At 60.6% G+C, this 16,965-nt stretch carries 16 protein-coding genes; 3 read left to right on the top strand and 13 right to left on the bottom strand.

What is annotated here, in order from left to right:
* Positions 1 to 53 precede the first annotated feature (53 nt).
* A complete protein-coding gene (locus tag ACFY68_RS02565) occupies positions 54 to 824 on the bottom strand; it encodes a TerC family protein (protein WP_346612842.1) in 771 nt (256 codons plus the stop codon).
* 71 nt (positions 825 to 895) lie between these two features.
* Entirely contained in the window at positions 896 to 2,203 is a 1,308-nt protein-coding gene (locus tag ACFY68_RS02560) for a CitMHS family transporter (protein WP_346612843.1), read from the bottom strand.
* Positions 2,204 to 2,469: 266 nt separating this feature from the next.
* Here ACFY68_RS02560 and ACFY68_RS02555 point away from each other — a divergent pair, with 266 nt between their 5' ends.
* Positions 2,470 to 2,871 carry a GFA family protein gene (locus ACFY68_RS02555; RefSeq protein WP_346612844.1) on the top strand — a complete coding sequence of 134 codons (402 nt, stop codon included), beginning with the start codon at positions 2,470 to 2,472 and terminating at the stop codon, positions 2,869 to 2,871.
* Positions 2,872 to 3,005: 134 nt separating this feature from the next.
* Here ACFY68_RS02555 and ACFY68_RS02550 read toward each other — a convergent pair whose 3' ends face one another.
* From ACFY68_RS02550 to ACFY68_RS02500, 11 genes are all read right to left on the bottom strand, one after another.
* The gene (locus ACFY68_RS02550; protein WP_387523060.1) at positions 3,006 to 3,974 is read right to left on the bottom strand and encodes an IS110 family transposase; all 969 of its coding nucleotides are present in this window, start codon (positions 3,972 to 3,974) and stop codon (positions 3,006 to 3,008) included.
* A 246-nt stretch (positions 3,975 to 4,220) separates the two neighbouring features.
* Positions 4,221 to 6,179 (bottom strand): DUF4105 domain-containing protein, encoded by a 1,959-nt coding sequence (locus ACFY68_RS02545; RefSeq protein ID WP_387523058.1) that lies wholly within the window; start codon positions 6,177 to 6,179, stop codon positions 4,221 to 4,223.
* A complete protein-coding gene (locus ACFY68_RS02540) occupies positions 6,176 to 6,496 on the bottom strand; it encodes a DUF2388 domain-containing protein (RefSeq protein ID WP_346612846.1) in 321 nt (106 codons plus the stop codon). Before ACFY68_RS02540 ends, ACFY68_RS02545 begins: the two co-directional genes overlap by 4 nt.
* A gap of 35 nt (positions 6,497 to 6,531) precedes the next feature.
* On the bottom strand, positions 6,532 to 6,825 hold the full coding sequence (locus tag ACFY68_RS02535; RefSeq protein WP_387523056.1) for a DUF2388 domain-containing protein: 294 nt from the start codon (positions 6,823 to 6,825) through the stop codon (positions 6,532 to 6,534).
* 90 nt (positions 6,826 to 6,915) lie between these two features.
* A complete protein-coding gene (locus ACFY68_RS02530; protein WP_387523054.1) occupies positions 6,916 to 7,233 on the bottom strand; it encodes a DUF2388 domain-containing protein in 318 nt (105 codons plus the stop codon).
* 299 nt (positions 7,234 to 7,532) lie between these two features.
* A complete protein-coding gene (locus ACFY68_RS02525) occupies positions 7,533 to 7,748 on the bottom strand; it encodes a DUF1127 domain-containing protein (RefSeq protein WP_023378057.1) in 216 nt (71 codons plus the stop codon).
* A gap of 373 nt (positions 7,749 to 8,121) precedes the next feature.
* Positions 8,122 to 9,615: an acetyl-CoA hydrolase/transferase family protein gene (locus ACFY68_RS02520; protein ID WP_346612849.1), complete on the bottom strand. Its 1,494-nt coding sequence runs from the start codon at positions 9,613 to 9,615 to the stop codon at positions 8,122 to 8,124.
* A gap of 188 nt (positions 9,616 to 9,803) precedes the next feature.
* Positions 9,804 to 11,240: an NAD(P)(+) transhydrogenase (Re/Si-specific) subunit beta gene (locus ACFY68_RS02515; protein WP_387523052.1), complete on the bottom strand. Its 1,437-nt coding sequence runs from the start codon at positions 11,238 to 11,240 to the stop codon at positions 9,804 to 9,806.
* Between the two features lie 2 nt (positions 11,241 to 11,242).
* Positions 11,243 to 11,557 carry an NAD(P) transhydrogenase subunit alpha gene (locus ACFY68_RS02510; protein ID WP_008097413.1) on the bottom strand — a complete coding sequence of 105 codons (315 nt, stop codon included), beginning with the start codon at positions 11,555 to 11,557 and terminating at the stop codon, positions 11,243 to 11,245.
* An 11-nt stretch (positions 11,558 to 11,568) separates the two neighbouring features.
* Positions 11,569 to 12,690: a Re/Si-specific NAD(P)(+) transhydrogenase subunit alpha gene (locus ACFY68_RS02505; protein WP_387523050.1), complete on the bottom strand. Its 1,122-nt coding sequence runs from the start codon at positions 12,688 to 12,690 to the stop codon at positions 11,569 to 11,571.
* 418 nt (positions 12,691 to 13,108) lie between these two features.
* Positions 13,109 to 14,026, bottom strand: coding sequence for a LysR family transcriptional regulator (locus ACFY68_RS02500; RefSeq protein ID WP_387523048.1), 918 nt, complete (start codon positions 14,024 to 14,026; stop codon positions 13,109 to 13,111).
* Between the two features lie 161 nt (positions 14,027 to 14,187).
* Between ACFY68_RS02500 and ACFY68_RS02495 the strand changes: the two genes are divergently transcribed.
* Positions 14,188 to 15,369, top strand: a complete 1,182-nt coding sequence (locus ACFY68_RS02495) for an acyl-CoA dehydrogenase (protein WP_085676655.1) — start codon at positions 14,188 to 14,190, stop codon at positions 15,367 to 15,369.
* 14 nt (positions 15,370 to 15,383) lie between these two features.
* Entirely contained in the window at positions 15,384 to 16,604 is a 1,221-nt protein-coding gene (locus ACFY68_RS02490; RefSeq protein ID WP_387523046.1) for a CaiB/BaiF CoA transferase family protein, read from the top strand.
* Positions 16,605 to 16,965 lie beyond the last annotated feature (361 nt).

The following is a 16,965-nucleotide window of genomic DNA, read 5'->3' as shown; positions in this document are numbered from 1 at the left end:
ACCCTGGACATGAAAAAGGGCCCCGAAGGGCCCTTTCGCTGCGCTCCAGGTGCTTATTGACCCGGAATGTCCTTGCGCAGTTTCACGGCGTCCTGGTCCTTGCCGCGTTTGCGCGCCATGGCGGTGCGCATACGGATATTGATGGCTTCCACCCCCAGCGAGAACGCCATGGCGAAGTAGACGTAGCCCTTCGGCACATGCACGTCGAAAGATTCGGCGATCAACACCGTACCCACGACGATCAGGAACGAAAGCGCTAGCATCTTCAGCGAAGGATGCTTGTCGATGAAGTTGCTGATGGCACCGGCGCACAGCATCATCACCAGCACTGCAACGACGATCGCGGCAATCATCACCGGCACGTGCGAGACCATGCCCACTGCGGTGATCACCGAGTCCAGGGAGAACACGATGTCGATGATGGCGATCTGGATGATGGTGTAGAGGAACTTGCCGCCCGCACCTTTCGGCTCGTCCGCGCTTTCGTCTTCGCCCTCCAGGCCGTGGTAGATCTCCTGCGAGCTTTTCCACAGCAGGAACAGGCCACCGAAGAACAGGATCAGGTCGCGGCCCGAAATGCCTTGGCCGAATACCACGAACAGGTCGGCGGTCAGGCGCATGACCCAGGTGATCGACAGCAGCAGCATGATGCGGGTGACCATGGCCAGGGCCAGGCCGAAGATCCGGGTGCGCGGCTGCATGTGCTTGGGCATGCGGCTGACCAGAATCGAGATCATGATGATGTTGTCGATACCGAGAACGATCTCAAGCGCAGTGAGGGTGAAAAAGGCAACCCAGATTTCCGGGCTGGTCAGCCATTCCATGTTTATTCCTTCGAACGATAAAGGCGAAACGCCCAGTCAAGGGCGTATCGCGGTTAAGTAATGCGGTTGTATTAAAGACTACTGAACAGCGGGAAAATGCCCATCAGCAATGCGGCGAGCATTATGCACATGCACACCAGTACTGCCCACTTGAGGGTGAAGCGCTGGTGGTCGCCGAATTCGATGCCGGCCAGTGCCACCAGCAGGTACGTCGAGGGTACCAGCGGGCTCAGCAGGTGTACCGGTTGCCCGACGATCGACGCACGTGCCATCTCCACCGGGCTGATGCCGTAGTGGCTGGCCGCTTCCGAAAGCACGGGCAACACGCCGTAGTAGAAGGCGTCGTTGGACATGAAGAAGGTGAACGGCATGCTCACGATCGCGGTGATCACTGCCAGGTATGGGCCCAGCGCTTCAGGGATGACCGCCAGCAGGCTCTTGGACATGGCGTCGACCATGCCGGTGCCCGACAGGATGCCGGTGAAGATACCGGCGGCGAAGATCAGCCCGGTCACGGCCAGCACGCTACCGGCGTGAGCGGCGATGCGGTCCTTCTGCTGCTGCAGGCATGGGTAGTTGACGATCATGGCGATACTGAAGGCAATCATGAACAGCACCGGCAGTGGCAGCAGGCCGGCGATCAGCGCGACCATGAGTACTGCAGTCAGCGCGCCGTTGAACCACAGCAGCTTCGGCCGGCGGGCGTCGGGGAACTGCGAGACGGTGATGTCGCTGTGGTCGATGTCGTCGGTAGGCAGGTGCAGTTCACCCAGGCGGGCGCGTTCACGCTTGCCGTACATATAGGCGATGGCAAGGATCGCCAGCACACCGAAGGCCATGGCTGGGATCATCGGCACGAAAATGTCGGACGGGTCGACGTGCAATGCGCTGGCGGCCCGGGCAGTCGGGCCACCCCAAGGCGTCATGTTCATGACCCCGCCGGCGAGAATGATCAGGCCGGCCATGATCCGCGGGCTCATGCCCAGGCGGCTGTACAACGGTAGCATGGCGGCGCAGCAGATCATGTAGGTGGTGGCGCCGTCGCCGTCGAGCGAGACCACCAGGGCCAATACGGCAGTGCCGACCGAGACTTTCAGCGGGTCACCCTTGACCAACTTGAGGATCTTGCGCACGGCCGGGTCGAACAGGCCAGAGTCGATCATCAAGGCGAAGTAGAGGATGGCGAACATCAACATTACGCCGGTGGGCGCGAGCTTGCTGATGCCTTCGAGCATCATTGGGCCGATCTTGGCGGAAAAACCACCGAACAGGGCGAAAAGGATCGGTATCAGGATCAATGCAATCAAGGCCGACAGGCGCTTGGTCATGATCAGGTACATGAAGGTGATGACCATGGCAAAGCCAAGGAAGGTCAGCATGGCAATACTCCAGGCGTGGCGCGGCGAAAGGAAAGTCGATTCGGGCGGATCAGCGCGTAAGGCGCTGCGCGGGGAGCAAGCGGAGGGGCACTGCGAAAGGGCGGGCACAGGAATACATCAGAATCACCATTGTTGTTGTTGATTGGGCCAGGCGCGGAATAACCGGGTGCCCTGGCTGACCGGTCTTGTGCCGGTAGTGGGGGCTATCCTAGGGGCGTAAGCTTTCAGCCAGCTTTCGCCGGAAAAAGGGCGACAGGAGGTAGGTGATGCCAGCTGTAACCGAAGGAGGCTGCCATTGCGGCGCCTTGCGCTATCGCTTGAAGGGCGAACTCACGGATGTCGCCCATTGCCACTGCTCGATCTGCCGGCGGGTCAGTGGCGGCCTGGTGGTGACGTGGCTCACCCTGCCCCGCGCAGGCTTTCAGTGGTTGGCGGGCAGGCCGCAGTGCTATGTGGCGCCGGCCAGCTGCAAGCGCTACTTCTGCGGGGAATGCGGAGCGCATGTGGCATTGGTGACCGAACACAGCCCGGGGAGTATCGATGTGACCGTGGCGACGCTGGACCACCCGGAGCGGGTGCGGGCGCAGCGGCATATATGGACAGGGAGCCGCTTGCCTTGGCTGCACCTGGATGAGCATTTGCCTGGGGAAGCAGAGGAAAGCCTTTGAGCCGCTGGTGTCTTCACCGGCCATTTCGCGGGTGAACCCGCTCTTACAAGGGCTCTGCAAACCTTGCGGGAGCAACTGTCTTGCTCAACCTTGCGTGATCGGTGTGTGAGCGGGCTTGCCCGCTCACACATCGATCACGCTGCCTTTTCGACCTGCGTCGTACCTGCCGGCTGAGGCAAGATCAAATCTCGCCATGGCGTACCCGTTTTGATCATCGCATTGAGCCGTACGATAAAGGTCCTCATGCATGCCACGAGGGCAACTTTGGCCAATTTTCCCCGTCCACGCAGCGCCTCATAACGAGCCTTGAGTGCTGGGTTGTATTTCACAGCCACAAGAAGCGCCATGTACAACGTCCGCCTGACCTCAAACCGGCCTCCTGTGATAGAGCGCTTGCCCAGAGATTTTCCGCTGTCGTGGTTAAAGGGCGCTACACCGACCAGGGATGCTATTTCTCTGGATTCAACGCGACCTATCTCCGGCAGCAGGGCTACAAGTTTGCCCGCCGTCACCATCCCGATGCCCTTGACCTGAGTCAGACGGGCAATTCGCTCATCGTTTAATTTAGCGGCCTGCTGGTTGATCTCTTGCTCGACCAACCTGATCTGCGATCGGAAGTGCTGGAGGTTGGCTTTCAGGAAATTGGCCACGACGAGTGACTGGGCTTGTTTCAGGCGCCGCCGGTCATCGTCTCGTTGCTGAACCAAGCGATCACGTTGCATCAGGAGCTCTCGCAGCAGCGCCCTGTCAGGGCTGATCTGCAAGGTAGGCTGGTCCGGAATGACCTCGGCGTAATGGGCCAGCACCTCAGCGTCGATAGCATCAGTCTTGGCTTTGACGCCCATAGAGTCAGCGAATTTCCTGGCTCGCGCGGGATTGACGCGTATGACCTTGTAACCAGCGTCCTGCAGAAAGCGCAGGACATCACGCTCGTAGCCACCTGTAGCTTCTAGCAAGATGCGCTTGATACTGAACTTGCGCAGAGTCCTTTCCAGCTCCTCAAATCCAGCAGGATTATTGCTCACAGCGATTCTAACGGCCTGCGGCCGCACCCAGCCATCCAGAGAACGACTGGAAACATCGATACCCAAGAAGGAAGCCATCACCAAAACCTCCTAAACTCAACAGAGTGAGAGGACTTTGGCTTGGCCCACGCTTGTGATTCGAGATCAGAGCCGCATCCAACTGTTCGGGCTCTCGCCAAAGTGGAACGGTGAATGGCAGCTTGTGCTCCCACTCGTGCTCATGGCACCTGCGGCATTCAGCTTGCCATTCACCGCTCTCACTCCAGATTCTAATCCCACCTCAAGACACAAGCGGCTTTACCCGCGAACTGGCCAGTGAAGCGTTCAGGGCAACTGCAGGCCCCCTGCCGCTTTGTGCAGCGCCCGCAGATGTACGCCAATCTGCTTCACGTTGGCTTCCACCGCGGCAATTTCCTTGGCCCGCGACGGCTCAAGCAGCGCCCTCACCTCTTTGTCCAGGTCTGTGCTCAACCGCAGCAGCTGTGCCTGCCGCTCACTGCTGACCTTCTCCAGGTGCTTGCGCTCATCGGGCTGTGGCAGGCCATAGCCCTTGGCTTCCAGCAGCTCGGCCGGGCGGCTGAGGAAGCCACTGTTGGCAAGCATCTGCTTCAGGGTCTGGTCGGCCTTGCTGATGCTGCCATCTTTCAGCGCAGCGGCATTCAGGTAGCGCTGCTTCACTTCGTCCTGGGCCAGCAGCAACTGCCGGCGCAGGCTGGCCTGTTCGAGCAGCAGCAAGGCGGCACTGGTGCGTAAGTCGGCTTGCGAGAACCAGCCGCGACGTTGCTCGGCATCCAGGGCCAGCCAGTCCTCGACCTTGTCCTGTTTGACGGGCAGTTGCTTCCTCAGCACATCGAACATGGCCTGATAGCGGTCACGGTAGGAGTCGAAACGGTAACCCAGGCGCAAGGCTTCACGCGGGTCATCAAGCACGCTGGTATCGGCCAGCCCCCTGCCCTTGAGCACCGCGAGCAAGCCGTTGGGCATGATGCTGTCGAGGTCATTCAAACGCGGGTTGGCGGTGCCACTGCGCAGCAGTTTCAGCGACTCAACGGCACAATTATTGGATAGGAACCAGTAGTTACCGTCATAGGTCCAGTGCATCTCGGCAGCCTGGCGCACCAGGTTTTCGGTTTCTTCACGGTTGAGCTTCAGCGGTACCGAAGCCAGGCTGCGCAATTCGGTCTTGGTGTACTCGTCGATCACCTGGGCAAGTGGCAGCACGAACAGCCGCGACGGATAGGCGCCCACCAGGCCATCCCAGCTGGACAGCTGAACGTCGTTGACGAAGGCGCGGTATGACAGCACCAGATGCTGATCGAGGTCCAGGCGGCAGTCTGGCCCGCGGGGGCGACCCGGTTTGCAGATCACCAGGCGCAGCATGCTGTGGCCCCATCGGCTGACCAGGTTCTGGTTGGCCTCGGCCAGCAGGAAGTCCACCTGGTAAACCCGCTCCGGGTCGATTTCACCCAACGGCTGGCGAGCGAAGTCGCTGCCGGCGTTGAGGAATGGCAAACCTTTGGCACACCGGTCTTGCTGCGGTGCCCAGCCGAAGTGCTCTGTCAGGTATTGATTGAGGGCGGGTCGCCGGCAACCGTAGCTCGGGTCGAGGAGAAAGTACTCCATGTTGACCGCGATGTATTCCTTGGGGCTGCTCAGCTCATAGCTGTCGGGGCTGCGGAGGAACTGGCCGTTATGCTGTTCGCGTTCGCCGCGGCGGCCGACGTATTGCGGCCAACCGGCAAGGTCAAGCAGGCGTGGGTCGTCGCTGAGGGTGAAGCGGCGCTCTGGCTGGCTGCGGCATTCCTCGGGCAGGCCGATCTTGCCCAGTGTGCCTTCCTGACGCTTGCAACGAGCGATCAGCGCGCGTTCGGCGCTGGGCCAGAGCCGGGCGCGGTCGTATATGTGGGTGAGCTCGTGCAGGACTGTGGCCAGCAGTTCTTCACGCACCGTGCCATGCGGGCGATTGGTGCGCTCAAGCGCGGCGCTGCCGTCGGTGAGGCTGGGCAGCAGGCGACGGTTGAGCTCAAGGGTCGAGACCAACGATGCCTGGCCGTAGGCATCGGCTGGCATCTTGTCGCTCCAGCTGACCAGTACGCGTCGGTTGAGCTGTTGCTTGAAGCGCGGGGGAAGCTTGCCCAGCGCCTCATCCAGCAGTGCTTGAGTCGCCTGCACCTGTTGCGGGGGGAGGCCGTGCGCCTGCAAGTCGAGTTGCAGGTCAGCCATGGCGGGCGTGCCCAGCAGCGTCATGGCGCAGCCGAGCAGCCAGGCATGCACGCGGTTCACAGCGCCAGAATGGCTTCGGCCAATACCTGATCGCTCGCGCCGCGCGCTTCGGGTACCCGATCACGCAGGGTATTGAAGGCTGCTTCCAGCTGGGCGCCACGGATATCACCGTTGCTGGCCACGAAGCTGGCGGCATCGTCATGGGCTTCGCGCACAACTTTGGAGTCGCGGATGGAAGTAGTGGTGTCAGAGGTGAAATCGATCGAGCGGCCAAAGGCGCGCACGATGATATTGCTGGTTGCCACCAGAGTTTGTGCGTGGGCCAGGTCGGCCAGCAGCAGCATGCCGAGGGTAGCGGCGATCAGCGGTTTACGCATGGAGCATCTCCGGGAATACAGGGAGTCAGATGTTGTCATTGGACGAGAATTGCTTCTGCCAGTTCACGGTCGCCGACAGAGTGATGAGCACAGTTGTGGCGCAGCACGTTTAGCGCTGCTTCCAGGCGTGCGCCGCGAATCGTACCGTCACTGGCGACAAAGGCCGCGGCATCGTCGCGGGCTTGCCTGACCAGCTTGCGGTCGAAGGGTGCGGTCGTAACCTGGCTGGTGACATAGCCAGTGATGACCAGGCCTTGCGTGGTGGTGTCCATGGCACGGGCAGTGCCCACGGCAACTACGGAGAACAGCAACGGCAACAGATAACGCATGGGCTTTCTTACTGCAGGTACAGGGACGGCGAAGGCGGGCGAGCAAGCGCCGGCCGGTGGGGCTGGCGCTTGCGTTCTACAGCCTGTGAATCAGAGCGCCAGAATGGCCTGGGCCAGCTGTGCATCGCTGGCCTGCAGGGCCGGCGAGGTCGAGCGGATGTGCAGGAACGCGCTTTCCAGCTGGGCACCGCGAATCGCGCCCTCGCTGCCCACGTAGCTGGCGGCGTCGTCGCGGGCGGCCTGAACGATCTTGTCGTCGCGGAACGACGAGGACAGGTCGGATGTGGCGTCGGTGGTGGCAGCCACGGCACGCACTACGGCGTCGGTCGTGACGACGAAACTGCTGGCGTTCGCGGCGCCGGCCAGGCCTAGCAGCAGGGCTGCGCCAATCAGGTGTTTACGGGACATGGTCGGGACTCCTGGAAAAGGATCGGTGCTTATCGGACGCTCACGGGGTTCGTCACGGTACCTTTGAAAATCTGGTTTCTACCAGACTGTAGAGTCAAGCGTATCACGCGGCGGTATTTCCGGATGTTAATGAACAGTGCGCAAGCAAACTGTTTTGGTTAAATTTGATTTCTATCAAACTGTACCTGTCATTGCCGGGATGGCTCTGCCATGGGGCCTGGGCAATAAAAAACCCGCTGCAGTCTCCTGCAGCGGGTTTTGGGAATTCGCGGTGCCGGGCAAAGCCGGCGAACCGGTGCTTAGCGCCAGAAAGGCTTGCTCAGCTCTTCGTAACGTTGCGACTCGCTGATACCGGCGTCGGCGAGCAGGCGGGCATCCAGGCGAGCCAGTTGACGGCGGCTGGCCATGCGACGCTGCCAGAGCAGCAGGGTGGAGAGCGCGCGCAACGGCAGCGAGGCGTTGGATTGCTGGGCGTTGTTTTCGAAGACCAGACCGGAACTGAGGGTACGTTCCATGATGTTTCATCCTTCCGCTTATGGCGGGATTAGGTAGTGATTTAACTGATGCCAATGATCCTCCTCTGTTGTCCATAACAGTAGATACAGTTGATTGGTAATGCGATGGCCCAGTTAACTGTTTATAGCGACTGTTGCACCCGAAACGGACGTAACTGTACCGGTCCGCACTAAGCTGGTGCATTTTCGGTTAAGGCCAGGGCTTGAGCAGCCACATTGAAGGCTTTTGACCAGTACAATAGTACAGTTTCTTTGGTCTAGAGGCGGGGTGTACAACCAGGGAAGGGGGTCGAACTGTTATGGCCTGACCGCAGGCAGGCCTGCGATCAGGTGTGAACAGCCCTTACTGAGGGCCGTTCCGACCGACATTGCATCAGCTGGCGAGCATGCGCCCGCATTCTTCGAGGTTTTCGTGCCAGCTCAGTGCCTCACGCAGAATGTGCGGGGTATGGCCGCCACGCTGGCAAGCGCGTTCGAAGTAATCGTTCAGCGCTGCGCGGTAGTCAGGGTGCACGCAGTTGTCGATGATCGCCCGTGCCCGCTCGCGCGGTGCCAGGCCACGCAGGTCGGCCAGACCTTGCTCGGTTACCAGAATGTCCACGTCGTGCTCGGTGTGGTCGACATGGCTGACCATCGGCACCACGCTGGAAATCGCACCGCCTTTGGCGATCGACTTGGTCACGAACACGGCCAGGTGCGCGTTGCGGGCGAAATCGCCGGAACCACCGATACCGTTCATCATGCGGGTGCCGCAGACGTGCGTGGAGTTGACGTTGCCGTAAATGTCGAACTCCAGTGCCGTGTTGATGCCGATGATGCCAAGGCGGCGCACGACCTCAGGGTGGTTGGAGATCTCCTGCGGGCGCAGCACCAGTTTGTCCTTGTACCGCTCCAGGTTGCCGAACACGTCGGCGTTGCGGCGGCTGGACAGGGTGATCGAGCTACCGGAGGCAAAGCTCAGCTTGCCAGCGTCGATCAGGTCGAAGGTCGAGTCCTGCAGCACTTCGGAGTACATGGTCAGGTCTTCGAACGGCGACTCGATCAGGCCACACATCACCGCGTTGGCGATGCTGCCGATGCCGGCCTGCAGCGGGCCGAGCTTGTTGGTCATGCGGCCAGCGGCCACTTCGTTCTTGAGGAAGTTGATCAGGTGGTCGGCGATACCCTGGGTCTCGTCATCCGGCGGCAGCACGGTGGAGGGCGAGTCTGGCTGGTCGCTGATGACGATGCCAACGATCTTGGCCGGGTCGATCGGGATCGCGGTGCTGCCGATGCGATCATCGACCTTGACCAGCGGGATCGGTGTGCGGGTCGGGCGGTAGGTCGGGATATAAATGTCGTGCAGGCCTTCAAGGTTGGCGTTGTGCGACAGGTTGATCTCGACGATCACTTGCTTGGCAAAGATGGCGAAGCTGGCCGAGTTGCCGACCGATGTGGTCGGCACAATGTGGCCTTCCTCGGTGATGGCCACGGCTTCGATCACGGCGATGTCAGGCAGTTTGAGCTGCTGGTTGCGCAGTTGCTCGACGGTTTCCGACAGATGCTGGTCGATGAACATGACCTGGCCATCGTTGATGGCCTTGCGCAGGGTGCTGTCGACCTGGAATGGCATGCGGCGGGCCAGCACGCCGGCCTCGGTCAGCTGCTTGTCGAGGTCATTGCCCAGGCTGGCACCGGTCATCAGGCTGATTTTCAGTGGCGACTGCTTGGCGCGTTCGGCCAGGGCATGCGGCACGGCCTTGGCTTCGCCGGCACGGGTGAAACCGCTCATGCCGACGGTCATGCCGTCCTCGATCAGGCCAGCGGCGTCAGCCGCACTCATTACCTTGCTGTGCAGGGAGGACAAGCGGATACGATCACGGTACATGGATTGTTATCTCAGGCTACTGAAGCTACTGCAGCGCAGTCTAGAGATTTACCCCGGCCCCGTCCCGCGACCATGGTCGTATGAGAAGCCCGGAAATAGAGCCGTTGATCTGGATCAGCAAAACGCAAAAGCCCCGGGAGATATCTCGCCGGGGCCTTCTTTATATGCACAGTTTGTTGCGCAAAAGTTTACTCCACGGCTTTGACCATGTCCTCGATGACCTTCTTCGCATCACCGAACACCATCATGGTCTTGTCCAGGTAGAACAGTTCGTTGTCCAGGCCGGCATAGCCGCTGGCCATGGAGCGTTTGTTGACGATGATGGTCTTGGCCTTGTATGCCTCGAGGATCGGCATGCCGGCGATCGGCGACTTCGGATCATTCTTCGCCGCCGGGTTGACCACGTCGTTGGCGCCCAGCACCAATACCACGTCAGCCTGGCCGAACTCGGCGTTGATGTCTTCCATCTCGAACACTTGGTCATACGGCACTTCGGCTTCGGCCAGCAGCACGTTCATGTGCCCGGGCATGCGGCCCGCAACGGGGTGGATCGCGTACTTCACGGTCACACCGTTGTGGGTCAGCTTCTCGGTCAGTTCCTTGAGCGCGTGCTGGGCACGGGCCACCGCCAGGCCGTAGCCCGGGACGATGATCACGCTGTCGGCGTTGCTCAGCAGGAAGGTTGCGTCGTCGGCCGAGCCGGATTTCACCGGGCGCTGCTCTTTGGAGCCTTGCGCCGCGCCCGCGTCGGTGTCACCACCGAAGCCACCGAGGATGACGTTGAAGAACGAGCGGTTCATCGCCTTGCACATGATGTACGAGAGGATTGCACCACTGGACCCCACCAGCGAGCCGGCGATGATCAGCATCGAGTTGTTCAGCGAGAAGCCGATACCGGCCGCAGCCCAGCCCGAGTAGCTGTTGAGCATCGACACCACTACCGGCATGTCGGCACCACCGATCGGGATAATGATCAGCACGCCCATGATGAAGGCCAGTACCAGCATCAGGGTGAAGGCGCTGTAGTGGCCGGTAAAGGTGAACAGCAGCCCCAGAGCGATGGTGGTCAGGCCCAGGATCAGGTTCAGCTTGTGCTGGCCGGCGAACTGTACCGGTGCGCCTTGGAACAGGCGGAACTTGTACTTGCCGGAAAGCTTGCCGAAGGCGATCACCGAGCCGGAGAAGGTGACTGCCCCGATGGCCGCGCCGAGGAACAGTTCCAGGCGGTTACCGGTGGGGATCGGGTCGCTGATGCTGGCGACGATGCCCATCGATTGCGGCTCGAGCACCGCCGCGATGGCGATGAACACTGCGGCCAGGCCGATCATGCTGTGCATGAAGGCGACCAGTTCCGGCATCTTGGTCATCTCGACGCGTTTGGCCATGACCGAACCGGCGGTGCCGCCGACCAGCAGGCCGACGATCACGTAGCCGATACCGGCAGTCGCGATCTCGGCGCCCAGCTTGTAAATGAGGCCAACCGTCGTGAGGATCGCGATCCCCATGCCGATCATGCCGTACAGGTTGCCGCGCCTCGACGTGGTCGGGTGCGACAAGCCCTTGAGCGCCTGGATGAAGCAGACCGAGGCGACGAGGTAGAGGAGCGTTACCAGATTCATGCTCATGCTTACTTCTGCGCCTCGTTCTTGGTTTTCTTCTTGAACATTTCAAGCATGCGACGGGTGACCAGGAAGCCACCGAACACGTTGACGGCTGCCAGGGCCACCGCCAGGGTGCCCATCACCTTGCCGGCTGGGGTCACGGTCAGCGCAGCTGCCAGCATGGCGCCGACGATGACAATGGCCGAGATGGCGTTGGTGACCGCCATCAGCGGCGTGTGCAGTGCCGGGGTGACGTTCCAGACCACGTGGTAACCCACATAGATGGCCAGCACGAAGATGATCAGGTTGTAGATGCCATGGGAAATCAGCATGTCTTCCATTGTCGTGCTCCTTAGCCGTTCTTGCGCACGACCTGGCCGTCGCGGCACATCAGGCACGCGGCGACGATGTCGTCTTCGAGGTTGATGACCAGCGCGCCGTCTTTGTCGAACAGCAGCTTCATGAAGTCCAGCAGGTTGCGTGCGTACAGTGCCGAGGCATCGGCACCGACCTGAGCCGGCAGGTTGGTCGGGCCGACGATGGTCACGCCGTTCTCCATCACCACCTGATCGGCGACGGTCAGCGGGCAGTTGCCGCCTTGGGCCGCAGCCAAGTCGATGACCACCGAGCCGGGCTTCATCTGCGCGACGGTTTCGGCGCTGAGCAGGGTGGGCGCTTTACGCCCTGGGATCAGCGCCGTGGTGATGACGATGTCCGCCTGCTTGGCGCGCTCGTGCACCGCTTGAGCCTGGCGCTGCATCCAGCTGGCCGGCATCGGGCGTGCATAGCCGCCGACACCTTCGGCGCACTCGCGCTCCTCATCAGTCTCGTAAGGCACATCAATGAACTTGGCGCCGAGCGATTCGATCTGCTCCTTCACTGCGGGGCGTACGTCCGAAGCCTCGATCACCGCGCCCAGGCGTTTGGCCGTTGCGATGGCCTGCAGGCCGGCAACACCAGCCCCCAGAATCAGCACGCGCGCGGCTTTGACGGTACCGGCAGCGGTCATCAGCATGGGCATGAAGCGCGGGTAATGGTGGGCTGCCAGCAGCACGGCCTTGTAGCCTGCGATGTTGGCCTGGGACGACAGCACGTCCAGGCTCTGGGCCCGCGATGTGCGCGGCGCGGCTTCCAGGGCGAAGGCGGTGATGCCGCGTTCGGCCATCTTGCCGATCAGCTCACTGTTGAAGGGGTTGAGCATACCGACCAGTAGGCTGCCACTGTTGAGCTGGGCAAGCTCCTGATCGTTGGGGCCGACCACCTTGAGAACCAGCTGGGCACCGAAGGCATCGGCTGCGCTCCCCATGGAAGCACCCACGGCCTCATAGGCACTGTCCGGGATGCTGGCATTGAGCCCTGCCCCCCTTTGGACGGTGACCTGATGGCCCTGGCCAATCAGTTTCTTGATGGTTTCCGGGGTAGCAGCGACCCTTGTCTCACCGGTCTGCGTCTCGAGAGGAACACCAATGTGCACGACAATTTCTCCTGCGGTGACCTTTTTGTCTTTATAGAAGCCCGCGTACTTCGGGTGGTGCGCGGGTTTGGCTGTTAGGCGCCAGTCCGCCGAATCCTGGGCGGGCGGAGCATTTTGCAGATGAACCGAAAGGCCTACAACCGGTTCTGGAGCGAAACGAAGTCAAAACTACAAGTCACCCTGTGACCGTATGTCGCAAGTGTTCGGCTGCAGCCCGTCAAACATGGGCTATTCGCAGATTAGGGCAAATTTTGAATTATTTTGCGATGTTTTCGCGTATGGACTCATGAAGGTCGTAAATACCCCTGAAGTCCGCGTGGTTGATGGCTTTGATCGGGTTTTTCGACCGACCCTTACAGTTTTCGTTTAAGCGACAAATAGATATATCTGTAGGTGTTCAAAATAATTGACTACAGAGTCAGGAAGAGACCTCTTCCGCATGCGAGGCGATATAGCGCTGTGCCTGTTCCAGCAGCCAGTCGCGAAAGGCCCTGAGCGACGCGGACTCAACCTTGCGCTCGGGAATCATCAGATAGTAGGCCTTGTCGCTGGTTAGCGCGTATCTGTTAGCGACCACCAGTCGGCCCTCCTGTAACTCGCGTTGGATCAGAAAAGGCGGGATCAGCGCGACGCCCATCTCATGCATGGCGGCTTGGGCGAGCATGGAGAATAGTTCGTAGCGTGGGCCTGTCATGTCGCCAGCGATATTCATGCTTAGGCCATTGAACCACTGGCGCCAGGCGTACGGCCGGGTGGTCTGCTGCAACAATGGCAGGCTGGCGATGTGCTGCGCGTCGAGCATGCCCTGCCCGTCCAGCAGCGCTGGGCTGCACACAGGTAGCGGGTTTTCACCCATCAGGCGGTGGGACTGTGTGCCGGACCAGTCGGCATCGCCGAAATAGATCGCGGCGTCGAACGCCGTGTCGGCGAACAGGAAAGGCCGAGTGCGGTTGGTTAGGTTGACGGTTACCTCGGGGTGGCGCTGCTGGAAATCCTTCAAGCGCGGTAGCAGCCATTGAGTGCCGAAGGTTGGCACCACGGCGAGTTCGATCACGTTGGCGCCCTGCTGGCGCATCACCGAAAGCGTGTCCCGCTCCACAGCGTCCAGTTGGGCAGCGACCTGTCGACTATATGACAGGCCTGCCTCGGTCAGCTTAACGCCGCGGCGTGAGCGCCTGAACAGTTCAACGTTGAGAAACGCTTCAAGGCCACCGATCTGTCGACAGACGGCGCCTTGCGTAAGTGCCAGTTCCTGCGCGGCTTTGGTGAAGCTCTCGTGACGCGCTGCCGCTTCAAAGCAGACCAGGGCGGTGGTGCTGGGGATCTTGCGGCGCATGTACGGCAACCTCACTCATAGGGTCGGCAAAATGGGCTTTCTGTTGGTTACAGAGTGATAAATTATCACTAATACGTGCGCAATCCTCGTTTGTCCCCGCCGCAGATCAGGCCTAGGATCAATGGCACAAGAACCAGCTCCCTATTTCGAGGATTTCGCTCATGGCCGGTAAAGCAAGCTTCAACTGGATCGACCCGCTGCTGCTGGATCAGCAGCTCACTGAAGAAGAGCGCATGGTGCGTGACAGCGCTTATCAGTTCGCCCAGGACAAGCTCGCGCCGCGCGTGCTGGAAGCCTTCCGCCATGAGCAGACCGACCCGGCGATCTTCCGCGAGATGGGCGAAGTCGGCCTGCTGGGCGCGACCATTCCCGAGCAGTACGGTGGCAGCGGGTTGAACTACGTGTGCTACGGCCTGATTGCCCGTGAAGTAGAGCGTATCGACTCCGGCTACCGCTCGATGATGAGTGTGCAGTCGTCGCTGGTGATGGTGCCGATCAACGAGTTTGGTACCGAAGCGCAGAAGCAGAAGTACCTGCCCAAGCTTGCCAGTGGCGAGTGGATCGGTTGCTTCGGCCTGACCGAGCCGAACCACGGCTCCGATCCGGGCTCGATGATTACCCGCGCCAGGAAGGTTGACGGTGGCTATCGACTGAGCGGCAGCAAGATGTGGATCACCAACAGCCCGATCGCTGATGTGTTCGTGGTTTGGGCCAAGGACGACGCCGGTGATATCCGAGGCTTCGTCCTGGAAAAAGGCTGGCAGGGCCTCAGCGCCCCGGCGATCCATGGCAAGGTCGGGCTGCGTGCTTCGATCACTGGCGAGATCGTCATGGACAATGTGTTCGTGCCGGAAGAAAACATCTTCCCGGATGTGCGCGGCCTCAAGGGCCCGTTCACCTGCCTTAACTCCGCTCGCTATGGCATCTCCTGGGGTGCGCTGGGTGCAGCCGAGGCTTGCTGGCACACCGCTCGCCAGTACACCTTGGACCGCCAGCAGTTCGGCCGCCCGCTGGCCGCCAACCAGTTGATCCAGAAGAAGCTGGCCGACATGCAGACCGAAATCACCCTGGCCCTGCAAGGTTGCCTGCGTTTGGGCCGTATGAAGGATGAAGGCACCGCTGCGGTGGAAATCACCTCGATCATGAAGCGCAACTCTTGCGGCAAGGCCCTCGATATCGCGCGCATGGCTCGAGACATGCTCGGCGGCAACGGGATCTCCGATGAGTTTGGCGTGGCGCGTCACTTGGTCAACCTTGAGGTGGTGAATACCTATGAAGGTACCCATGACGTCCACGCGCTGATTCTGGGGCGTGCGCAAACCGGCATCCAGGCTTTCTATTAATAAGGAGCCCGCTCATGGGTGCGCTATCTCATCTGCGGGTGCTGGACCTTTCCCGCGTGCTGGCGGGTCCGTGGTCTGGCCAGATCCTGGCTGACCTTGGGGCCGATGTGATCAAGGTCGAGCGCCCAGGCAGTGGCGACGATACCCGTGCCTGGGGGCCACCCTTCCTCAAGGATGCGCAAGGCGAGAACACCAGCGAGGCGGCTTATTATTTGTCGGCCAACCGTAACAAGCGTTCGGTGACCATCGACTTAACTCAGCCGGAGGGCCAGCGCCTGGTGCGTGAGCTCGCGGCCAAGTCAGATGTCGTCATCGAAAACTTCAAGGTTGGTGGGCTGGCGGCCTATGGCTTGGACTATCCAAGCCTCAAGGCTGTCAACCCCAAGCTTGTCTATTGCTCTATTACCGGTTTCGGGCAGACCGGGCCGTACGCCAAGCGCGCTGGCTACGACTTCATGATTCAGGGCCTGGGTGGGCTAATGAGCCTGACTGGGCGCCCTGACGGTGAAGAGGGTGCAGGCCCGGTAAAAGTAGGGGTTGCCCTTACCGACATCTTGACTGGGCTGTACTCGACCGTCGCCATCCTGGCCGCCCTCGCCCATCGCGATCAAGCCGGCGTTGGTCAGCATATCGATATGGCCCTGCTTGACGTTCAAGTGGCTTGCCTAGCCAACCAGGCGATGAATTACCTGACTACGGGCAACCCGCCCCGGCGTTTGGGTAATGCGCACCCTAATATCGTGCCATATCAGGACTTTCCCACGGCGGATGGCGATTTCATCCTTACCGTGGGTAATGATGGCCAATTCCGTAAGTTCGCCGAAGTGGCCGGTCAGCCGCAATGGGCGAATGACCCGCGCTTCGCCACCAACAAGCTGCGAGTGGCCAATAGGGCTGAGTTGATTCCACTTATCCGCCAGGCCACGGTATTCAAGACCACCGCTGAATGGGTGAGCCAACTGGAGGCTGCAGGCGTGCCCTGCGGGCCGATCAATGACCTGGCGCAGATGTTTCAGGACCCACAGGTGCTCGCGCGAGGCCTGGCGGTGAGTATGCCGCACGCCTTGGCCGGGGCTGTGCCGCAGGTGGCTAGCCCGATTCGGTTGTCGGAGACGCCGGTGGAGTATCGGCGTGCGCCGCCACTGCTGGGTGAGCATACCGAGGCGGTGCTGGGTGATGTATTGGGGCTGGGTGCGGATGAGCTGGAGCGCCTGCGCAGTTCAGGGGTGCTCTAACGTTATCTATATATAGGCGTAGAAAGCGGGGAGGCCGAAAGGCCTCCCCGCTTTGCTTTTCAGCGATGTGACGGTTTATTGTATTTAAGGGTTGACGGGGATTTGAATCCCCTTATAATGCGCCCCACTTCCAGCGACATCGGAACGACAAACTCCTTGAGATTCAAGGAGTTAAGTAGTTAAGGTGGTGCTGAAAGGGCTACGATCGAATGATCGCAAGCGGTTGAGATGGTGGTTGACAGCGCTTCTAAACGCTGTATTATTCGCCTCCCGCTACGAGAGATCGCAGCGAGTTAAGTGTTTGAAGCTAAACGAGTTTCTCGGTAAAAACTTCAAAATAAACGCTTGACAGGCTCTGAGG

It is taken from the genome of Pseudomonas sp. NPDC012596 (assembly GCF_042902325.1).
Lineage (GTDB): Bacteria > Pseudomonadota > Gammaproteobacteria > Pseudomonadales > Pseudomonadaceae > Aquipseudomonas.
The sequence above is the reverse complement of the archived record's forward strand: the minus strand, read 5'-3'. Positions and strand labels throughout refer to the sequence as shown.